Below are 19,768 nucleotides of genomic sequence, written 5' to 3'. Positions count from 1 at the left end.
AATGCAAGGGTTTCGAATTACTACATTGTTAGATGACATGGATTTAGGCGTTATCTACGAGTTCATTTCAAACAGTTATTGGGGAAAGGGCATTCCAAGAGAACGCCTTGAGAAGTCATTGCGCCATTCGTTCTGTTTCGCGGTTTTGGATGACGAAAATCAACTCGTCGCTTTTGCTCGGTTAATTACCGATCGCACCACGTTTGCGTATCTTGCCGATGTGTTTGTAGTGGAGGCACACCGTGGTAAAGGCATCAGTAAGTGGTTGATCTCAGAAATTGTTGCTCATCCAGAACTACAAGGCTTACGCCGTATGATGCTTGCAACCCGCGATGCTCATGGGTTGTACGAACAGTTTGGGTTCACTCCTATTGCTCCAGTAGAAAACTTCATGCAAATCTGGAAACCGAATGTTTGTCAGAGCTAAATCATGATGAGAGTTGAAGCTCAACAAGTGGCAATCAGATACCTCAAAACAACAGACGCTGCACCCCTGTTTGAAAACTATTTAGGCGATGAGCAAGCATGTCGCTTCCTCCATCGCCAAGCCCACCAAAATTCAAATCAAACCCTTGAAGCTATCGAAAGATGGCGTGCTCAATATGATCAAAAGTCTCCCAATCTATTAGTCTTCACCATTGAAGAACTTACTTCTCAAACTCCTATAGGCTGTCTGGTGCTGATACCTGAGCAAGACAGCAGTGAAATCCATTTTGGTATTTCTGCTCGCTATCAGGGAAAAGGCTATGCAACCCAAGCCTGCAAACTTGGCGTTGTTTACCTGCAAAGCTTGGGTATAACGCGCATTCGCACTACCCCGCATATTGGCAACCGCGCGAGTATTCGTGTGTTGGAGAAATGTGGCTTTATCAGCCAAGGCATTTTAAAAGCGCATGCGGTTTTTCCTGCTCTAGGACGTGAGGCGCAAGACTGTATGGATATGCGATTGGAGGATACAGAACTGCGCCATTTTGCACGTTGTTCAGAATGAAAAGGGGGGCGGTTGAAACGAGCGGTTACAGAGCTTGTTAGTCGCCATCGTAGACAGCGTCTTTGCTGAATGATTCGTCGAGATTTTTTAGTCTTTGATTGTCAGAGGCGACTGACAAAGCCTTACCAACTGTGACAACCAAACCGCTATTAAAGCAGGATATTATTCCTTCAACTTTGTGTTTTAGGAGTAGTCATTAGACTACCCAATAATTGTTGGAATAAATAATGACGAAACGTTGGCTTGTCTCCGCTGTGAGCATCGCGCTGCTCGGCGGTGGTACGTATTTCTATCTCCAATCTGCTGCTCAACCAGAATTGCTGCCTACATTGATTGTGGAAAAAGGCACGATTGAAAAACAAGCTGTGGCTGTTGGTAAAATTGTCCCTGCACACTCTGTGTCTATCAAGTCACAAATCGACGGTATCGTCGGTGAAGTGTACGCGAAAGTTGGTGAAAAGGTGAAGCAAGGCCAGCCGCTGATCAAAGTGCGTCCAAACCCAACTCCCCAAGCATTAACGGATGCATCGGCAGAACTCATGCGTAGCGAAGCCGATCTGGAATCCGCCAAACAAAAACTGTCCAACTTAGAAAGCTTGGTCAAGCAGGACATTATTCCAAGTAACTACGACGAATACGTAAGTGCGCGCTCGGCAGTCAAATCTGCGCAAGCGGACGTATTGCAAAAGCGCCAGAATCTCGAACTCATCCGCAGTGGTGAGGCGTCTATCGGCGATGCGCGTTTAACGTCGACGATCTACGCGCCAATTGATGGCACAGTACTCAACCAGAAAGTAGAGGTCGGAGAGCCGATCATCTCGACTCAATCAAGCCAAGCCGCGACTGAAATGATGTCATTGGCCGACATGAACAGTCTGATTTTTAAAGGTAGCGTCAGTGAGCATGATGCTGCGCAGTTGTCTCCGGGAATGCCCGTTATGTTGACGGTTGCGCCTTATCCTGATGTGGCGATTTCTGGTGTGCTAACCAAAGTGGCGATTCAATCTGAGAACCTTAACTCACCAGAGGGCAATGCTTCTGCAAAAAGTTTTGATAACGGTTTTGAGGTTGAAGTGGGAGAACTCAAGATCCCACAAGATGTGTTGCTTCGTTCTGGTTTTTCATCGACGGCTCAAATCATTCTGAAGAAGTCTGAAAACGTGCTCACTCTACCGGAGCGCGCTCTGCAATTTGATGGTGACGCACCGAATGTTCTGATCCCCGACAGCTCAGAACAAGGGTTTCATAAACAACCTGTGAAACTCGGTCTGTCAGATGGCATCAATGTCGAAGTGCTTGACGGCGTGGAGCTTGATGAAGAGGTTATCGACAACAGCATGATGGGAGCGGCGCATGGTTAAGCTGCAACGATCAACAATCGCCTTTGCATTGTTGGCTGCCACGCTCAGTTTGCCGACCTACGCAATTTCTATTGAACAAGCTTGGCAACAAGCAAAGCAGAACGATCCAAATTACGAAAAAGCGAAAATCGGCGTCCAGCTTGGCGAGGTTGGCGTACAGAGTAGCCGCAGTGCGTTATTGCCGGGTTTAAGTGCCAGTGCGTCAGCGGATTGGAATGAGTCCTCAAGCCATTCCAACAGTTACGGCGCGACCTTATCTCAAACTATTTGGGATAGCAGTTTGTGGTCGGAACTGGATCAAGCGAATGCCAATTATCTCAAAGTACAGTTAGAGTTATCTCAAGCGCATAACGAGCTTGCGCAAAAGTTGCTCACCGCTTACCTAGATGTGGCAAGCGCACAGGGCGACCTCAAATTGGCGCAGTCCAAGCTGGAGGAGGGGAAAGAACTTCTCAACATCATCGAGAAACGCTATCGAGCAGGCAAAGTGAAGTCGGTTGATGTTGAAGAGATGCGAGCGAATCAAGTCTCTGAGCAAGCAAGTATCCTCAATGCAAAAGCCGATCTCGAAGTGAAAAAAGCAGAGCTTGCGGCGTTAATCAATCAAATGCCGGAGAGTGTCGACCAAATTCGAACGGATTCTTTGATTCAGCCGCCGATGCTGGTGGACTCTCAGGAGCAATGGCTAAAACTGGCGAAAGACAGCAGTCCAGAGCTGTTGGTAGCGGCGCAGATGGTGAAAGCGAGCGAGTTCGCGAAAGATTCAGCTAAAGGTGGATACTACCCGACCGTCAAAGGTAGTGTGGGCTACAGCGATGGTGACAATCGTTCAAACGGCGAGTTTAACGCTGGGATTAGTTTGAGTTTGCCGATTGACCTCAATGGTGCAGTGCGAGCGAAAGTGGACGAAGCATCGTTGAACATTTTAAGCGCCAAGCAAGATATGCGTAGAGTGGAAATTGATATTCAGAAACGAGTTATTCAGCAGTTTACGCAGGTCGATATCAATTGGAATCAAGTTTTAATAGCGAACGAGCTGGTTGAGTCGCGCGCCAGAGTGTTGCAAAGCAAAGAGAAGCTTTACGACGCTGGTCTGCTTGAAGTGTCGGAAGTTATCAGTGCACACAACAGCTTGTTTGAGGCGAAAAACAGTCTGCAAACCAACTTGTACAGCTATTGGCGTAAGAGAATCGGCTTACTGCAAACCGCAGGGAAACTCGATGACGATACCATGGCGTTGATCTCTCGGGCTTTTCATTCATGAGCAGCCTGTTGCAGCAAACTTGGCAAACGTTGATGGCGCACCGTATGAAGAGCGTGCTAGCCATTATCGCGATTGCTTGGGGCGTGATCTCTGTGGTGGTGTTAATCGCACTGGGCGAAGGCTTTTATCGCCATCAGACCCAGTCGTTTTCATTTATGATCAACAATGTGCAAGTGGTGTTTCCGTCGAGTACCAGTAAACCGTGGCAAGGGTTACCTTCAAGACGACAAATTGATATTCCACAAGAAAAAGTCGACATGATCAAACAGTCGGGCTTCGTGCAACAGGCGTCGAGCGTTTACGCCAAATGGGATGCGAATATCACCAATCTCAAAGGACAGAATTTATCGAGTACGGTCAGCGGTATTGATACGTCTTACTTTCCTTTAATGCAACGCAAGCTGCAATCCGGTTCGAGAAACCTGTCACCAAGTGATATGGACAACCACACTCGCGTGGCAGTGTTAGGCGATCAAATTGCGCAAATGGGCGGAATCCAAATCGGGGATAGGCTCAAAGTCAATGGCATTCCGTTTTTGGTGATTGGGATAACCGTCGGTGAGGACACTGGCATTTCATTCGGCGATAGCCGCACGGTTTTCATTCCTCAAACAACGTACCGCGATTTGTGGGATGCGAAACCTTGGATGGTATTGATGAAGCCGAGAGACGGGATGGATGCACCGTCGTTTCGACAAAATATCGTGAACTTTTTCGCCAAACAGCTTCATTTTGACCCAAGTGATAAAGATGCGATCGAATTACCCGATTTTAGTGAAGGTGAGGCGGTCATCAGTGGAATTTTACGTGGCATTCAGATTTTTCTCGGAGCGAGTGGTGCGATGACCATGGCGGTCGGTGCGCTTGGCGTTGCCAACATCATGTTTTTATCTGTCACGGAGCGCACGCGTGAAATCGGTGTGCGTTTAGCGATCGGGGCGACTCAAAAATCCATACTCAGTCAGTTTATTCTTGAAGGGCTTATTTTGGTAGCCGTGGGCACGGCATTAGGTCTGATGTTTTCGTATGCCGTGGTATCTGTCTTAAGCAGCATGACATTACCGGAATGGATTGGTTGGCCTGTGATCACGCCAGATTCCATTGCTTGGTCTTTACTTGTGACGCTTGTCTTGGCATTGATGGCATCGTATTTCCCAGCAAGGCGAGCATCGCGTCTCACGCCAGTCATTGCTTTGAGTGCGAGGGCCTAGTCATGTTGTTACCGATGAGACAAATTTTCCAAGAAATGGCTGCAGAAAAGCTGAGATTGGGTTTGACCATTCTGGCTGTAGCGTGGGCGACCCTCTGTATCGCTGCTATGTTGGCGGTAGGTGAGGGTATTCGTCAGGGCGTATTGAAAACCGCACAAAATGGTAACGGCAACTTGATTTATTTGACCGGAGGGATGGCCACCGTCGACCACGGTGCTTTTCACCAAGGTAAATTTCTGACATTAAAAATGGACGATTCAGAGGTCGTTCGAGCGTTACCCGATGTAAAAAGTGTTGCGCCAACTGCGAAGTGGAAAGAGCGCATCACCGTTGGTGACAGAAGCTCGTGGCAAGAGCCCTTAGCGGTCACGAGCGAGTTTCAATCCATGACCAATTTGGTGCCGATGGCGGGAGGGCGATGGTTAAATCCACTCGATCAAAAAGAGACGCGCAAAGTCGTTGTACTGGGTTATGAACTGGCAGCCGACTTATTCAACCCGAATGAGGACTTTAGTTGGTTTGCGACAGTCACATTGCAACTCAACCCTGTGGGGAAAAAGGTAAAAATTGGCAATGAGGAGTTCACCGTTGTGGGCGTATTGGAGAAAAACAGCGCTCAAATAGAACTGGGGGATCTTATCAACTATTCCAGCTTTGTGCCGTTAGCGACGTGGAAGCGATTTCATGTCAACGGTGAAATTGGTGGCATCAATGTGCAGCCACAAGCGGATGTAGACCGAGAAGCCTTAGCAAAGACGATAAGGCAAGTGATTGCCCGTAAACACGGGGCAAGTGTCAGTGATGAACAGGTCGTCCAAGTCGATGATATGTTCCTTAAGCAAAAGAGTATGCAGCAGTTTCTGATAGGTTTGCAGAGTTTTCTTGGCATTATCGGCTTCGTGACGTTAGCTGTTGCTGGCGTTGGCATCGCCAATGTGATGTATGCCACCGTAAAGCGATCTACGCGTGATATCGGCGTGCGCATGGCAGTCGGTGCAACCCCAACGGCCATTCGTATGCACTATTTAGTGCAGTCTTTATTGACAATGATGATGGGGGGCGTGCTTGGATTAGCCGTGACGTACGCGCTGGTGTCTGCCATCAGTTCCATTCCTTTAGAGGGCAATGCCTTTTATGAACAACTGGGTAAACCTGTCCCTGAGTTGTCGTGGGTCGTTGTCGCGATTGTCATCCTCACCTTAGTGATCATTGGTGTGGCATCTGCATGGTTACCTGCAAACCGAGCCGCAAAAGTCAGCCCGTTGGAGGCGCTACAAAGTGAATAACAACAATAACTCTGGAAAGAACATGTCGAACAAGCCGCTTGTTGAGCTGACCAACATCTGTAAATACTACTCAAGCGGGGAGGCGGAAGTTCGCGCGCTAGACGGCGTTGACTTAACCATTAATCAAGGCGAGTTTCTTTCGATTCTTGGCCCGTCCGGTTCAGGCAAATCAACGTTGATGAACATGCTCGGCTGTTTAGATAAGCCCACCGATGGCGAGTACCAACTTGGCGGCCAAAACGTCGCAAGTTTAAGTGCGAATGAGCTGGCTGGCATTCGTAACCAAAAGATCGGATTTGTCTTCCAAAGCTTTAACTTATTGGAATACGCGACGGCGCTTGATAACGTGGCACTGCCGTTGGTTTACTCTGGTATCAAAGCCAAAGAACGTCGCCAGCGCGCAGCTAAATTGCTAGAGCAAGTCGGGCTAGGGGATCGTTTAGACCATAAACCAAACCAGCTTTCTGGTGGTCAAAAGCAGAGAGTTGCGATTGCAAGAGCCTTGGTCAACGATCCGCAAATCATCCTAGCTGACGAGCCAACGGGGGCATTGGATTCAAAATCCGGCGCAGAGATTGAAGCCTTGTTCAACCAACTCCACGCTGAAGGCAGAACCTTAATCATCGTGACGCACGATAACGCCCTCGCAGAACGCACCAAGCGCATCATCACGATCAAAGATGGCAAGGTGATTTCGGATAGAGCGCCGATAGAGAAGGAGAACGCAATTTCTCACTGCTAAGCTAGATAAGATCGATGATTTGAATTTGGGCAGCTATGGATGCTGACACCATAACTGCCTAAGTTCGATTGGTATGAGAGCTAACGGGCAAATAATACTGGTTTAACTTTTCTGTTGGGCGTTTATTTTAAAAGCACGTCGGAAGAAGCCAATAGAGGTACTCGAATAGATACCGCACTTAAAGCAATGTTATGAATCATTTGATCGGTCGTCGTACAACAATCTTCAATGATGGAAACGTTGTATTTTTCCGCTGCTTTTGAAATTGCCGTATGTGTCACGCAATTTTGCGTCATCATTCCGCAGATCAACAATTCATCTACGCCGCTCCGTTCTAGTGCTTGTTCGAGGTCCGTTTGATAAAAACTGTCAGCGTGCTGTTTTTGAATTATCTCGGCGTCAGGACATATTGAGATGACGTCGGGATGAATCTCCACACCAACACTGCCTTCCTCAAAGAAAGGGGCTTTCCCTTTAGGGGCCGAAGATACATGTTGAACAAGGAATATCGGGATATCTTGTGCTTTGGCTTTCGCCATCAACTGCTTAATGTTGTCCAAAGTGGTATCGGTATTCCACAAAGGAAATCGGCCATTCGGGAAATAGTCGTTTTGTATATCGATTACAAGTAATGCGCTGTTGCTCATGTTCAATTCCTGCTGATTTTGGTTCACGTCTTGCCAAATTATGAGTAACTTGCTGCATTATTTTTAGAGTCTAAAATGACATAAAAGAAGTCAAAAACGACAAATTAAAGATGATCAAAATAACGATTGGAATCTGCAAGTATCCCTCAGTATTGAAGTCGGCAGTTTATGGCTTTGAAGAGATGTTTTTACTGGCCAACAGAATATGTAAGGAACAGAACATTGAGGTTGTGTTTGAGCCGATTTTAATTCCGCATACAGACCTAACCGCAGAAAGACTAACGGTTGTTTTGTTGCCACCTGCGTCACTTGATAATTACTATTTAGCTCCTGATGAAGCGTTGATTAGATGGCTTAAAGCGCACTACTCACAAGGGGCGGTGTTATCTTCTGCATGTGCTGGAGTATTCATTCTTGCCGCAACCAACTTGATCGATTCGAGAGAGGTCACAACCCATTGGGCATTGGCGGAAACATTCTCCCAAGCCTTTCCTAGCATTGCGCTGGATAGCAATAAGATATTGATCAATCACGGTGACATAGTAACGGCGGGTGGGATGATGTCATGGTTAGATCTTGGCTTTGAGCTGATCGCGAAATACGCTTCGCCGGGTGTTGTGCGTCAGCTTGGAAAAACGCTGGTTATTGATACCGCTCAGCGAGCGCAGAGCTACTACCAACAGTTTCATCCATCGTTTTCTCACGGTGATTATGCGATTGTTTCCATTCAACAAATCATGCATCAGCGCTATGCAGAGCCTTTGTCCATAAAGCAGTTAGCAAAGCAAGCCAACCTTACAGAACGCACGATGCAACGACGATTTTTGAAAGCGACAGGATACAACCCTAATCAATACTTGCAGCGTCTTAGAATTCAGAGCGCATGTGATTTGTTAGAAAGCACACAGCATTCCTTTGATTCTATAAGCCATCAAGTTGGTTACGAGGATACGAGCGCATGTAGGAAGGTTTTCATAAACGTCATTGGTTTAACTCCGCGAGAGTTTAGAAAACGATTTGCTTGAGTCTTGTTTGAATATGTAGAGCAACTCGGTGAAGTTGCGAGTTTCAAGTGAAACCGCAAAGAATGGAAGTATGCGTAGGTCCATTTCTCTAGTCATGAATTTCTTTCATGTTCAATGTGAAACAATACCAATATTATTCAACTCGTGAAGCAAGTATAAAAAACGGACTGCTCTGGTGTTAGGCACTGCGACCGCCGTTTTTAGTACGAACGATTCGTCGTGAACGCTGCGCAACCTAACGATTGGGAAAACCAAAAAACAAAAATATCCCCATGCACAGAGTTAGGAAAAGTCTGCTTTATCTAAGGAAATAGGATACCAACTCACGATGAATAACGATTTCACATTTGCTATCAAAAGCATTCGCTTTGATGAGAATTACCAACCATCAGACAACACGCGAATCACTACCAACTTTGCTAATCTGGCTCGTGGAAACTACCGCCGAGAGAATCTGCGCAATGCACTCCGAATGATCGACAATCGTTTTAATGCGTTGGCACATTGGGATAATGCGCAAGGTGACCGCTACTCAGTTGAGCTTGAAATCATCTCTGTTGATATGGATATCCAAGGCAGTGGCGAAGCCTTCCCATCAATTGAAGTGCTCAAAACCAACATTGTTGACCACAACACTAACGAGCGCATCGAAGGCATTGTGGGCAACAACTTCTCTTCATACGTTCGTGATTACGACTTTAGCGTTTTGCTGTTGGACCACAACAAAAACCAGCCCCGTTTCAGCATCCCAGCTAATTTCGGTGATTTGCATGGCAAACTGTTCAAAGCTTTCGTTAATTCTGAGTCTTACAAACAGCATTTCAAAAAGCTGCCGGTGATTTGTCTGAGTGTATCGGACAACAAGGTATACCGACGCACCGAAAATCAACATCCTGTTTTGGGCTTTGAATATCAGCCGAACGAATCTTCGTTGACTGAGCAGTATTTTAAAAAGATGGGCTTACAGGTGCGCTACTTTATGCCGCCAAACAGTGTTGCACCATTGGCATTCTACTTCTTCGGTGACTTGTTGAACGATTATTCAAACCTAGAGCTTATCAGTACGATTAGCACGATGGAGACATTCCAGAAGATTTACCGACCTGAGATTTACAATGCCAACGCGGTTGCCGGTAATTGCTACCAGCCAAACCTAAAAAACCTAGACCACTCGCTAACTCAAATCGTTTACGACCGAGAAGAGCGCAGCCAACTGGCGATTGAACAAGGGAAATTTGCCGAGGAGCATTTCATCAAACCTTATCAATCTGTGCTTGAACAATGGTCTGCAAACTACGCGTAATCGACAACGAGAATCTAGAAAGGAATGACGATGAAAACACTATTACCGACTTCAACGGCTGGCAGCTTGCCGAAACCTTCTTGGCTAGCGGAACCAGAAAAACTTTGGTCACCGTGGAAACTGCAAGGTGAAGAACTGATTGATGGCAAACGCGATGCGTTACGTGTCGCTTTGCAAGAACAAGAACTGGCAGGCGTTGATATCGTCAGTGATGGCGAGCAAACTCGCCAACATTTTGTGACGACCTTTATTGAGCATTTAAGCGGCGTAGATTTTGAAAACCGCAAAACGGTGACCATTCGCAACCGTTATGAAGCAAGTGTTCCGACGGTGGTTGGCCCTGTAAGCCGCACAAAGCCCGTGTTTGTTGAAGATGCAAAGTTCTTGCGTCAGCAAACTAAGCAACCTATCAAGTGGGCGTTGCCGGGCCCTATGACGATGATCGACACGCTTTATGATGATCATTACGGCAGCCGTGAGAAGCTGGCTTGGGAATTTGCGAAGATCCTCAATCAAGAAGCGAAGGAGCTTGAAGCTGCAGGTGTCGACATCATTCAGTTTGATGAGCCTGCGTTCAATGTGTTCTTCGATGATGTGAACGAGTGGGGCATTGCATGTTTAGAGCGTGCGATTGAAGGGCTGAAATGTGAAACGGCGGTGCATATCTGCTATGGCTACGGCATCAAAGCGAACACAGATTGGAAGCAAACGCTAGGCACTGAATGGCGACAATACGAAGAAGTATTCCCTAAATTACAGCAATCGAATATCGATATTATCTCGCTCGAATGTCATAACTCACGAGTGCCTATTGAGTTGCTTGAGTTGATTCGCGGTAAGAAAGTGATGGTTGGTGCGATTGACGTTGCAACCAACAAAATTGAAACGCCAGAAGAAGTGGCGAATACACTGCGAGAGGCGTTGAAGTACGTTGATGCCGACAAGCTTTACCCATGTACCAACTGTGGTATGGCGCCTTTGTCTCGTGAAGTATCAACCGCTAAGCTCAATGCGCTAAGTGCGGGAGCGGAGATTGTTCGTAGAGAGCTGTCTGCTTAAGTTATTCAAAATATTTTCCCTTTAGATAAACAAAAAAACCAAGAGCTCGGTTCTTGGTTTTTTCTTAAAACAGACGGTAACTTCGCGCTAGTTCATTTCTAGCTGTCGAACTTCAGGATGCTTTAGCAACATTACACGAATCCAGTGATGCACTACCCACATCACCATCGCGGTGAGCAAAACCGCGACGAAAATCGAGCTGAAACGGTACAAGATCGAAAAGAACGCGTCTTTTTGTTCTGGCACCAATGAGGTCGTCAGCGGAACCGATAGGGCAGACATGGCAGAAAACGCGATAGCCGCTTTAATTTGCCCTTTGGTGAGCCACAAGCAGAATGGCCCCATCGCAATGGTAAAGGCGAGCCAAAAGAGTAGCCCATGCCCATACCAACTGCCCAATATCAGCTGAACAGCCATCCCTGCGATGCAGCCTAGTGCGGTGCCGATGATGCGAATTTTTGCCATGGCGAGCGAGCCCGCTAAAGTCATTGGGGTTAGGATGATCAAAATGGAAGCTTGTGCGGACAGCGAGTCATATAAGTCCGCTACTTGGAATACGATAAATGCCGCCATCGCCACTACCCAACCCATAGCAACTTGGCTGATGTAGTCAATATCGCTTTTCACTGGGGTCGACATATCAATGTGCTCGGCGGGGGATTTTGGCTCCGGGAACAACCAATACGCGAATGCGCAAACAAAAATATTGCTGAACGCCATCACCCACATGTTGACGTTGAACTCTTCAATATCCATGAAGTTATAGCTGGCAAAATTCAACACAATTGAACCCACCAACAGCCCCATGTAACCAAACAAATAGGTTTTCTGGTTCATCATTGCAATGCACTTGAACAGCATCATGATCCCGACGGCAATGGTCATTAATGTTGGATGAAACTGCAAGTATTCCAGCAAAAATGTGGCTTGTATGGTTGTCCACACCGCAGAGAAAAACACGATCAATAGAGCCGAAAGATTAAAGTTGTCCATTCTGCCCAATATAAACAGCGGCATCATGATGGCAAAAAATCCGTAAGACCAACCGAAGATCATGCTTAGCGCGAGCCCTAAAGAGCAGCCGAACCAAATTCGTAAGGTTTTCATTGTCGCCGCCTAGTAAATGAAGTGGAACCAGCTTGCGAGGTGAATCTGTGCTTGCGCCATCAACTGCCAGAAAATGTTGTTGTCTGGGTACAAAACAATGGTAGCGCGAGAGCCGACAAACAGTGCTGGTGGTAACTCTTCGCTGCTGGTTAGGTTCACTCGTGTACGCTGCGCATCACGTACCCAGCGGTTGTTCACTTCCACTTTGGTTAGTGCGCCATTAGGCGTTTGTTGTGCGGCTGCTACACCGTAATCGCGGCTAGCTAAATCAAAGTCGTACACCGAACCTGGGTTGGCATCAAATGTGACCAAGGCGTGGAAAGTCTTGTCTACGTTCGCGACGGACTTTTCACGAAAATCAGCGGCTACCCAGAGTGATCCTGTTGGTACAAATGTCAGCAATGGCATGTTGGTGTTTGCCATCGTGCCAACTTCTAGTTGCAGGTTGGTCACGACACCATCACTGGGAGCGAGTACTGCGGTATTTGCCAAATCAAGTTGCGCCTTTTCGATCCCGTTTTTGGCAATTCGAACGGCGGTGCTTTGACCTTTTTGATCGCCTAATTGCGCCTCAATGACTTTTAAGTTTTGTCTTTCCGCTTTAAGCGCTGCACGTGATACCTGATTTTGGGCAAAGGCATTATCGAGTGTCGATTGAGAGATGACTTTCTGCTTCGATAACGTCAGTAAGCGGTTGTATTCGCGGTGTGCATTATCAAATGTCGCTTGTGCGCGGGCAATGTTGGCAAGAGCGGCTTCGCGTTGAGAATACAGCGTTGCTTCTTTTTCATAAGCGGATTGCAGAGACAGCTCCGCCTGTTCAAGTGCTATCTTGTATTTACGATCATCAATCGTAAACAACACATCGCCTTTTTGAACGGACTGGTTATTCTCGATGAGAACGTCGGTCACTTTACCAGATACCTCGGGCGCGACTTGGACAACGTATCCTTGCACTCGTCCTTCGGTCGTTAAGGGGGCGTGGCGGTCAGCAATGATAATGTACAAAAATAGTACGATGAACAGGACAATCAAAGTTCGCATCCAGTGTTTGAATTTTTGGTCAGCCGTCATTACAAGTTCCGTTAAACATATTGGATAGCGGATTATAGAGAAGTCACTCACAATTCAGTAGAATGATAATACGAACATAAATGACCTAAAAATAGGACAATGAACGTTAGTTTTGATGATATTTACCTATTCACTCAGACGGTGGTTCACGGCGGTATAAGTGCAGCGGCAGAGGCGAATCAACTACAACGATCAAAAGTGAGTCGTCGCCTGCAAGAATTAGAGAAATCGCTCGGGGTACAGCTTTTGATTCGCACAACACGCAGCATTGAGTTGACGGAGCACGGGAAACGCTTGTTTGAGTTGGTGGGGCAGCCTATTGACCATATTCAGCAAGGTTTAAATGCCATGCACGAATATCAACAAGAGCTGACGGGCAAGGTGCGTTTAGCCATTCCTTCCGCATTGATGAGCTCTGCCGCGTTTAACGCGATCATCACCGAGTACACAACGCGGTATCCGGATATTTCGGTCGAGATTGAAAACCATCAAGAGAGTGTCGATCTCAAGCGTCAATCGTTTGATTTGCAGCTTCTTCCGAGCGTGGTCAAAGTCACCGATGACAGCTATGTGCAGTTCAGTCTTTTGCCTTATCGTAGTCACTTTGTTGCGTCAAAAGCCTATCTAGAATCGCATCCGCAAGTAAAAACGGTGGAAGATCTTAAGCAGCATCGCCTTTTAACTAATCGTTACAATGCTGATTTGCTCGATTCAGATCTGCATGTGGCGTTGCGCTCGGACGACCTCAACTTGCTGCGCTCGATGGCGATAGCAGGAAACGGCATCGCGTTTATTCCACAAATTCATTCCAAGCCTGCATTGCGAGATGGTTTGTTGGTCGAGGTGCTGCCTCAATTTGCGCATCCGAAGCAGCATCTTACTCTGATTTATCCCTCGGCCTTATTTCTGCCCAATAAAGTCAAAGCCTTGATTGAGCTAATTCGAGAGAAATTTAAATAGTCAGTTCAAACCACCCTTACCTAAGGGCAAATGTGTGAGCGAAGGTCATCTTTCTAGGTTTTATTGCTCTAACATGAAAGGGTTCTGATACATTAACTGTTGCTCAACTTGTTGAGTATGGTTTGTGGTCGCACAAGATAGGAGATGGAAATGTTGTCGAAAGGAAACACGGGCCTGATTGTGGTGGATGTTCAGGGCAAACTCGCTACATTAATGCATGAAAGCGACGCACTGATTGAAAATATCACGAAACTGGTAAAGGGCGCCAAAGCACTAGATTTGCCTATTCTGTGGCTAGAACAGAATCCAGAAAGGTTGGGCTCAACCGCGGAGCCGATTCGTGAAGTGCTTGAAAGCACGCATTTACCTGTTACCAAGTACACGTTTGATGGTTGCAAAGAGGCGACGTTTAAGGTCGCGGTGGAGAACGCAAAAGTGGATACCTGGTTGGTTTGCGGTATTGAATCCCACATTTGCGTCTATCAAACCGCGGTTTCTCTGCGCCAGTCCGGTTATCGCGTTGAATTAGTCACGGATTGTGTATCTTCCCGAACCGCTGCCAATAAAGCGCTCGCTCTTGCGAAGCTAACCGCTAACGGTGTGGTGCTCACTGGGCTAGAAATGTGTTTGTATGAAATGGTCGAAGATTGCCGAGCACCTGAATTCAAAGAAATTCTGGCGCTCATCAAATAGTGGAATCACTGTAATCAGCAACAACTTTATTTGAACACGCTATTCAAATTCTCGTTGATATCTTGGCAACATCGACTCGTTGCCAAGTAACCCGCCTTGGTGAATATAAATCACCGTTTTATCTGTGTTCTCTTCCAACCAAGGGGTGAGGCATTGCCACATATACGGGTCGTATAACAGGTCAAATTCGAGGTCGGTTTGCTCAAAGAGTGCTTTCCATGTGATGTAATCTTCTTCGTACAAGCGACCAAAATGGTGTTTGTTGCGCACGGTTAAAATGGTTGGGTGGCTGTTTTCACCGAGCTGGTTGAACTGTTCAGTTAAGTAATCTGCATCGCCTACGCAAGGGCAAGTTAGCACTTCTATGCCGTGTGGGCTTAAATGTTTATGAAGATATAAAGCGGTCGTGCCAGTGCCTGATGGCAGGGCGACCGTAAACTGCTCTTTACCTCTCAATCGCGTCCAATCAAGAATTTCTCGTGCTAACTGTTTGATGCCAGCTTCAGCGAGGTGGGAACGTCCACCCTCTGGAATAAGCAATGTCGACTCATCTACTCTTCGTACCTGGTGGATGTATTCACTAGGGTGGAGTTCGCTACCGATGTCTTGCATGGCGGTGATTTTCATACCCAAATCGAGAGCGCCGCGATAGTTTCCGATGGGGGAGTTTTTTAGCCAAGATGGAATGTGATGAACATAAAACTCAAATGCCCAACCTTTAATCTGGGCAAGAGCCGCTAGCGAGTACATGGCATTAGATTGAGCGGAGCCAAAGCTTATTAACGTGGTGATGTCGGGATTTTGCTCTTCCATTAACGTCATAAACTTACGTGCTTTGTTCCCGGAAAAGTGGGAGTGGAGCATGTCGTCACGTTTAAGGAAAAATTTGCGCCCATTAAAGCTATGTTGGGTGATAGGACTTTCTAAGAGTTTCATGTCGATGCTGACGGAATAAACCGTGTCACCTTTGCCATTTAAAAAGGGCGCGTAGTGTAACGCCATTAAACCCAGATAAAAAGTCTGTGTTTCAGTACAACCATTTCGGTTATTCCTGATGCTTTGACTCGCACTCACCGGTGCTGTAATACCATTGCAATTGTTTCACTTCTATCCTTTGGTTGCTTTGATTCCATGCTATTCCACCCCATGTCTCGCCTTTCTGCCTCAAGCCACGTACACTACGCCGCTTATTTCCATTCAATCAGAAGGCTTGGTTTTGCAGACTCTAGAACAATTAAAAACAGGACAATTAGTAGAAATTAAACAACTGAAGTTGGCGGAAGGGCTAACTGAGTTCCCTATGGAAATTTTAGAGCTTGCAGACTCGCTTGAAGTGTTAGATTTATCCGGCAACGCACTGTCAGATTTGCCACAAGAGCTGGAACAGCTGACCAAACTAAAAATCATTTTTGCTTCCAATAATCAGTTCACCCATTTACCAGAGGTATTGGGCAAGCTGCCAAACCTTGAGATGGTTGGATTTAAAACCAACAAGATTAAAGTGGTGAGTGAAGCCTCACTACCAAGTCAGTTGCGTTGGCTGATCCTGACTGACAACGAGATTGAAACGCTGCCAAACAGTCTGGGTGAAAGGCCGCGCTTAAGAAAGCTTGCACTGGCAGGGAATCGCATCAAACGACTGCCAAGTAGCATGGAAAACTTAGTTAATTTGGAATTGGTTCGTCTCTCTGCGAACCAGCTAGAGCACTTTCCGGATGTGCTGATGAAGCTACCTAAATTGGCATGGTTTGCTTTTGCAGGTAATCCATTCTGCAAACACCCATCTTCGCTAGACAGTGTGCCGAAAGTGACCACAAACAGTTACTCGCTTAACCATGTTCTCGGCCAAGGGGCAAGTGGCGTGATTTCTCACGCTAACTGGACTGACGCTCAATACAACTTCCCGAGTGAAGTTGCGGTAAAAGTGTTCAAGGGCGAGGTCACCAGTGATGGTTACCCTCATGATGAACTTGAAGCGTGTTTGCAAGCTGGGCATCACAACAACTTAGTGAAATCCATCGCGCAAGTGAATGACGGTAAAGAGCTTGCGTTGGTGATGGAGCTGATTCCAAACAATTACTACAACTTAGGTTTGCCACCAACGTTGGAAACCTGCACCCGAGATACGTTCCCACAAGGGTTTACGCTGACAGTCGAGCAAGTGAACTCTATTGTTGAGCAGATGGTGGACGTATTTAATCACCTACACGACAACAAGGTGTGTCATGGTGATTTGTATGCGCACAATACGTTGGTGAACGAACAAGGGAAGATGATCTTCGGTGACTTTGGCGCGGCGAGCATTTACGGCTATTTATCGGACGAGCAGCAAGCTGCAATCAGAGCCATTGAATCCAGAGCGTTGAAGTACTTTATCGAAGATGTGTTTTCTGTGTGTGAAGCGTCGGAATCGGCATCGCAAGCATTCGAACGACTAGTTGCGCTTGCGGCATAAGATTTCATTCAATCGAATAAGAAAGAGGTATCGAACTACCCGTTTTGATACTGAGCAAATGAGATACCTCTTGATTGAATCTAGTGCTGAGGAAGTTGCTCTGAGCAAGCCTCATGATGCTCTGACGAAAGGTCAATCACTGCCTCACATCCACCCTCAGAATGTGTATCAATAGTGAATTGCCAGCCATAGCGTCGGCATAAGTCATCCACAATCATGAGCCCCAAACCATGGCCTTCGGCATCTGGCACGGAAGAGAAGCCTTCACCTTCATCTCTCACCGACAGTGTGGTATCGGTCATGGTGATATGAATCGTTCCTGTTGACGTGGCTGCAATGCCGTTGCGAATTAAGTTACTCAACGTAATGTTAAGCACTGCAGTGGTCGCTTTGGTTTGCGGATGGCCCAATATCTGTACATTAAATTCCAACGACTTTTCATCGGCTTGCGCTTGGCTAAGAGCAACGATGTTGTGAAGCTCTTGCTCTGAGATGGTTCGAACGGGGCTGTCGTCTGTGTTGCGTTCATATCGCACCAAACCCAACAAAGCATCAACCATGGTCGACATCTGCTGAGTAGCATCTTGAATACGGCCAATCTGACGCTCTTGAAACGGCGTGCTTGGGCTTCTGGCTAGCAGGCTGCTCGAGCCTTTCATTACCGTTAGTGGCGTTCTCAGTTCATGACTGGCATATCGCGCAAAAGCTTGCTCACGTTTGATCACCTGATTGATTTGGCTGCGATATTCATTGAGCTGAGAGGCTAACGTTTGGAACTCTTTAGCCGAACCTTCAGGCACGATGAATTTTTGGGATGTATCGCCTTGGTGTTGGTCTAGTTGCACCTTGAGTGCGCTGACTGGCTCAATCAAACGTTGCGATAGGCGCAGTAAAAGGCTGCCAAAAATTAGGATAAGCGCCGTTACCACCGCCAGTACCATTACGATGACATAAACAAACTCGGTTGAGGTGATTTCGATTTCATCAATGAGTGAAATCAGAATGATAGGGTGCTCTTCGCCATTTTGGTTAAAAGTGCTCATGTAAATCATTCTGGTGTTCGGCTCTTGACCGACTTCACCGAGAAAGTACTGCTTGTCTTGCAAAAAAGGCTGGTAGACAGGTGGGATCAGATTGATATCGTTGTACGCCGTTGTTAGCAGATCGAGCTTGATCATTCCGTCGCCAGGATGACGCCTAAAATGCTCAATCGCTTCTTTCTTGTCGATCATAATACGTCGTTCACCGACGCGATCTTCCGACCACAACAACGCGCCACTAACAAGTGCGAAGCACAGCAGACCAATCACAATCGACACCAACAGGAAGAAGAGTTCGAGGCGTCCAGTTAAGCTTTGTGTGTTGTTAAATAAGCGGCGAATCATGCCCCCGGCTCCAAGCGGAAGCCGACTTTAGGGATGGTTTTCAATAAATGTTCTTCAAAGGGTTTATCGAGTTGACCGCGCAGTTGATAAATGTGGCTGCGCAAAACGTCATTGTTTGGCTCATTTTCTTGCCATAAGCGGAATGCGATTTCTTCACGCGTCACAACTTCGGGGGCATTTTTGACCAGCATTTCTAGAATCGTGTACGTGGTTGGATTCAACGCCAACAGCTTATCTTGACGGTAGGCTTGATGCGTTTTTTGATCGATAGACACTTCGCCATACTGGAGTTTGGTTGATGCAACCGTACCGCGGTAGCGTTTAATCAATGCAGTCATGCGTGCTTCAAGAATATCGAGATCAAACGGTTTGGTGAGGTAGTCGTCGGCGCCGTGTTGGAAGCCTTTAAGCATGTCGTCTCGGCTATCAAGTGCAGTCAACATCAACACCGGAGTGTTATTACCGGCATCGCGCAGCTTGTTGCACAGTGTTAGGCCATCCATGCGCGGCAGCATGAGGTCGAGCAAAATGATGTCAAACGCATTATCCATCGCCAGTTTTAAGCCTAGCTCACCGTTGTCGGCGTAATCCAGCTGCATGCCAGCACATTCAAAATAATCGAACAACATTCCCGCTATTTCACGATTATCTTCTACCAAAAGTACACGTTTCATTTATTCTTATCCAATCTCGATAAATTCGAATGTTGATCTTAACGAACATTATTCACTATAGGTGTGAAAAAGTTGTCGACAATGATTTTCTCACCTTTGTGTCGGTTTTCAATGTCTAACTTAAATACAGTTGTACCTGTTTATTTATATCTATCAATACTGATTGAAATATAAATGGTATAGATTGGTTGGTTCTGTTAACTCCATATAAAACATGAAGATACTAAATTATTTATGTGACACTGAGCACATTATTAATAATTGCCAATCTTCACAAGTGCACTCGATAGGAAAGGTTCTTACTTTTTATAAAACCATTTTTTAGATATGGCTATTACGTTTAAATACAAACGCTTAGATTCTCTTTTTTGAGATAATTCAATCAAATCAATGGTTTCATGCATAAGCGAAACGCTGCATTATTTTATTTTTATTAATAAAACTACATTTTCTGTTCTTGATCTGTTCACAAATGAAAGTCTCCCATTAACTTTACTTGTTTAAAATCCATGATCCTTCCAATGCTTAATG

Annotated in this window: 19 protein-coding genes; 13 read left to right on the top strand and 6 right to left on the bottom strand. The window is 46.3% G+C overall.

Annotated elements, in window-relative coordinates; genetic code table 11:
• The first annotated feature begins 1 nt into the window (after position 1).
• The 7 genes from DYB02_RS11900 to DYB02_RS11870 all read left to right on the top strand — a co-directional run bounded on the left by DYB02_RS11900 (position 2) and on the right by DYB02_RS11870 (position 6,855).
• Positions 2-427, top strand: coding sequence for a GNAT family N-acetyltransferase (locus DYB02_RS11900; protein WP_029803702.1), 426 nt, complete (start codon positions 2-4; stop codon positions 425-427).
• A 3-nt stretch (positions 428-430) separates the two neighbouring features.
• Positions 431-991: a GNAT family N-acetyltransferase gene (locus DYB02_RS11895; protein ID WP_029803700.1), complete on the top strand. Its 561-nt coding sequence runs from the start codon at positions 431-433 to the stop codon at positions 989-991.
• Between the two features lie 227 nt (positions 992-1,218).
• A complete protein-coding gene (locus tag DYB02_RS11890; RefSeq protein WP_005457947.1) occupies positions 1,219-2,352 on the top strand; it encodes an efflux RND transporter periplasmic adaptor subunit in 1,134 nt (377 codons plus the stop codon).
• Complete coding sequence (locus DYB02_RS11885; protein WP_029803698.1) at positions 2,345-3,616, top strand: TolC family protein; 1,272 nt, start codon at positions 2,345-2,347, stop codon at positions 3,614-3,616. The genes DYB02_RS11890 and DYB02_RS11885 overlap by 8 nt, the downstream gene beginning before the upstream one ends.
• Positions 3,613-4,827: an ABC transporter permease gene (locus tag DYB02_RS11880; protein ID WP_029803697.1), complete on the top strand. Its 1,215-nt coding sequence runs from the start codon at positions 3,613-3,615 to the stop codon at positions 4,825-4,827. The genes DYB02_RS11885 and DYB02_RS11880 overlap by 4 nt, the downstream gene beginning before the upstream one ends.
• A 2-nt stretch (positions 4,828-4,829) precedes the next feature.
• Positions 4,830-6,113 (top strand): ABC transporter permease, encoded by a 1,284-nt coding sequence (locus tag DYB02_RS11875; protein ID WP_029803696.1) that lies wholly within the window; start codon positions 4,830-4,832, stop codon positions 6,111-6,113.
• 22 nt (positions 6,114-6,135) lie between these two features.
• Positions 6,136-6,855, top strand: a complete 720-nt coding sequence (locus DYB02_RS11870) for an ABC transporter ATP-binding protein (protein ID WP_025591509.1) — start codon at positions 6,136-6,138, stop codon at positions 6,853-6,855.
• Positions 6,856-6,977: 122 nt separating this feature from the next.
• Here the strand turns inward: DYB02_RS11870 and DYB02_RS11865 are convergent, their stop codons facing one another.
• Positions 6,978-7,502, bottom strand: coding sequence for a cysteine hydrolase family protein (locus DYB02_RS11865; RefSeq protein ID WP_029803693.1), 525 nt, complete (start codon positions 7,500-7,502; stop codon positions 6,978-6,980).
• Positions 7,503-7,612: 110 nt separating this feature from the next.
• Between DYB02_RS11865 and DYB02_RS11860 the strand changes: the two genes are divergently transcribed.
• The 3 genes from DYB02_RS11860 (at position 7,613) to DYB02_RS11850 (ending at position 10,889) form a co-directional block, all read left to right on the top strand.
• Entirely contained in the window at positions 7,613-8,527 is a 915-nt protein-coding gene (locus DYB02_RS11860; RefSeq protein WP_029803691.1) for a GlxA family transcriptional regulator, read from the top strand.
• Positions 8,528-8,855: 328 nt separating this feature from the next.
• Entirely contained in the window at positions 8,856-9,830 is a 975-nt protein-coding gene (locus DYB02_RS11855; protein ID WP_005457949.1) for a DUF1852 domain-containing protein, read from the top strand.
• A gap of 30 nt (positions 9,831-9,860) precedes the next feature.
• Entirely contained in the window at positions 9,861-10,889 is a 1,029-nt protein-coding gene (locus tag DYB02_RS11850; protein ID WP_025499965.1) for a methionine synthase, read from the top strand.
• Between the two features lie 87 nt (positions 10,890-10,976).
• Here DYB02_RS11850 and DYB02_RS11845 read toward each other — a convergent pair whose 3' ends face one another.
• Complete coding sequence (locus tag DYB02_RS11845) at positions 10,977-11,996, bottom strand: DUF2955 domain-containing protein (RefSeq protein ID WP_029803690.1); 1,020 nt, start codon at positions 11,994-11,996, stop codon at positions 10,977-10,979.
• Positions 11,997-12,005: 9 nt separating this feature from the next.
• Positions 12,006-13,070, bottom strand: a complete 1,065-nt coding sequence (locus tag DYB02_RS11840; RefSeq protein WP_025555651.1) for an HlyD family secretion protein — start codon at positions 13,068-13,070, stop codon at positions 12,006-12,008.
• Between the two features lie 99 nt (positions 13,071-13,169).
• Between DYB02_RS11840 and DYB02_RS11835 the strand changes: the two genes are divergently transcribed.
• Positions 13,170-14,030: a LysR family transcriptional regulator gene (locus DYB02_RS11835; protein ID WP_029803688.1), complete on the top strand. Its 861-nt coding sequence runs from the start codon at positions 13,170-13,172 to the stop codon at positions 14,028-14,030.
• Between the two features lie 150 nt (positions 14,031-14,180).
• Positions 14,181-14,723, top strand: coding sequence for an isochorismatase family protein (locus DYB02_RS11830; protein WP_029803686.1), 543 nt, complete (start codon positions 14,181-14,183; stop codon positions 14,721-14,723).
• Positions 14,724-14,762: 39 nt separating this feature from the next.
• On the opposite strand, the gene DYB02_RS11825 is transcribed toward DYB02_RS11830, so the two are convergent.
• Positions 14,763-15,659, bottom strand: a complete 897-nt coding sequence (locus DYB02_RS11825; RefSeq protein ID WP_031822822.1) for a 1-aminocyclopropane-1-carboxylate deaminase/D-cysteine desulfhydrase — start codon at positions 15,657-15,659, stop codon at positions 14,763-14,765.
• Between the two features lie 280 nt (positions 15,660-15,939).
• Between DYB02_RS11825 and DYB02_RS11820 the strand changes: the two genes are divergently transcribed.
• Entirely contained in the window at positions 15,940-17,178 is a 1,239-nt protein-coding gene (locus DYB02_RS11820; protein WP_029803682.1) for a leucine-rich repeat-containing protein kinase family protein, read from the top strand.
• An 80-nt stretch (positions 17,179-17,258) separates the two neighbouring features.
• On the opposite strand, the gene DYB02_RS11815 is transcribed toward DYB02_RS11820, so the two are convergent.
• Both DYB02_RS11815 and DYB02_RS11810 read right to left on the bottom strand, forming a co-directional pair.
• Positions 17,259-18,563 (bottom strand): sensor histidine kinase, encoded by a 1,305-nt coding sequence (locus DYB02_RS11815; RefSeq protein ID WP_029803681.1) that lies wholly within the window; start codon positions 18,561-18,563, stop codon positions 17,259-17,261.
• Positions 18,560-19,237, bottom strand: a complete 678-nt coding sequence (locus DYB02_RS11810) for a response regulator transcription factor (protein ID WP_005457963.1) — start codon at positions 19,235-19,237, stop codon at positions 18,560-18,562. Before DYB02_RS11810 ends, DYB02_RS11815 begins: the two co-directional genes overlap by 4 nt.
• Between the last annotated feature and the right edge of the window lie 531 nt (positions 19,238-19,768).

The organism is Vibrio parahaemolyticus, assembly GCF_900460535.1.
In the GTDB taxonomy this organism is placed as follows: domain Bacteria; phylum Pseudomonadota; class Gammaproteobacteria; order Enterobacterales; family Vibrionaceae; genus Vibrio; species Vibrio parahaemolyticus.
Note: the sequence above shows the minus strand (reverse complement) of the source record. Positions and strands in the feature narration are given on the sequence as shown.

Excerpts from the sequence above, each read along its gene's own strand:
- DYB02_RS11900 (WP_029803702.1), top strand. The coding sequence starts at position 2 with ATGCAAGGGTTTCGAATTACTACATTGTTAGATGACATGGATTTAGGC.
- DYB02_RS11895 (WP_029803700.1), top strand. The coding sequence starts at position 431 with ATGATGAGAGTTGAAGCTCAACAAGTGGCAATCAGATACCTCAAAACA.
- DYB02_RS11890 (WP_005457947.1), top strand. The coding sequence starts at position 1,219 with ATGACGAAACGTTGGCTTGTCTCCGCTGTGAGCATCGCGCTGCTCGGC.
- DYB02_RS11885 (WP_029803698.1), top strand. The coding sequence starts at position 2,345 with ATGGTTAAGCTGCAACGATCAACAATCGCCTTTGCATTGTTGGCTGCC.
- DYB02_RS11880 (WP_029803697.1), top strand. The coding sequence starts at position 3,613 with ATGAGCAGCCTGTTGCAGCAAACTTGGCAAACGTTGATGGCGCACCGT.
- DYB02_RS11875 (WP_029803696.1), top strand. The coding sequence starts at position 4,830 with ATGTTGTTACCGATGAGACAAATTTTCCAAGAAATGGCTGCAGAAAAG.
- DYB02_RS11870 (WP_025591509.1), top strand. The coding sequence starts at position 6,136 with ATGTCGAACAAGCCGCTTGTTGAGCTGACCAACATCTGTAAATACTAC.
- DYB02_RS11865 (WP_029803693.1), bottom strand. The coding sequence starts at position 7,502 with ATGAGCAACAGCGCATTACTTGTAATCGATATACAAAACGACTATTTC.
- DYB02_RS11860 (WP_029803691.1), top strand. The coding sequence starts at position 7,613 with ATGATCAAAATAACGATTGGAATCTGCAAGTATCCCTCAGTATTGAAG.
- DYB02_RS11855 (WP_005457949.1), top strand. The coding sequence starts at position 8,856 with ATGAATAACGATTTCACATTTGCTATCAAAAGCATTCGCTTTGATGAG.
- DYB02_RS11850 (WP_025499965.1), top strand. The coding sequence starts at position 9,861 with ATGAAAACACTATTACCGACTTCAACGGCTGGCAGCTTGCCGAAACCT.
- DYB02_RS11845 (WP_029803690.1), bottom strand. The coding sequence starts at position 11,996 with ATGAAAACCTTACGAATTTGGTTCGGCTGCTCTTTAGGGCTCGCGCTA.
- DYB02_RS11840 (WP_025555651.1), bottom strand. The coding sequence starts at position 13,070 with ATGACGGCTGACCAAAAATTCAAACACTGGATGCGAACTTTGATTGTC.
- DYB02_RS11835 (WP_029803688.1), top strand. The coding sequence starts at position 13,170 with ATGAACGTTAGTTTTGATGATATTTACCTATTCACTCAGACGGTGGTT.
- DYB02_RS11830 (WP_029803686.1), top strand. The coding sequence starts at position 14,181 with ATGTTGTCGAAAGGAAACACGGGCCTGATTGTGGTGGATGTTCAGGGC.
- DYB02_RS11825 (WP_031822822.1), bottom strand. The coding sequence starts at position 15,659 with ATGAAACTCTTAGAAAGTCCTATCACCCAACATAGCTTTAATGGGCGC.
- DYB02_RS11815 (WP_029803681.1), bottom strand. The coding sequence starts at position 18,563 with ATGATTCGCCGCTTATTTAACAACACACAAAGCTTAACTGGACGCCTC.
- DYB02_RS11810 (WP_005457963.1), bottom strand. The coding sequence starts at position 19,237 with ATGAAACGTGTACTTTTGGTAGAAGATAATCGTGAAATAGCGGGAATG.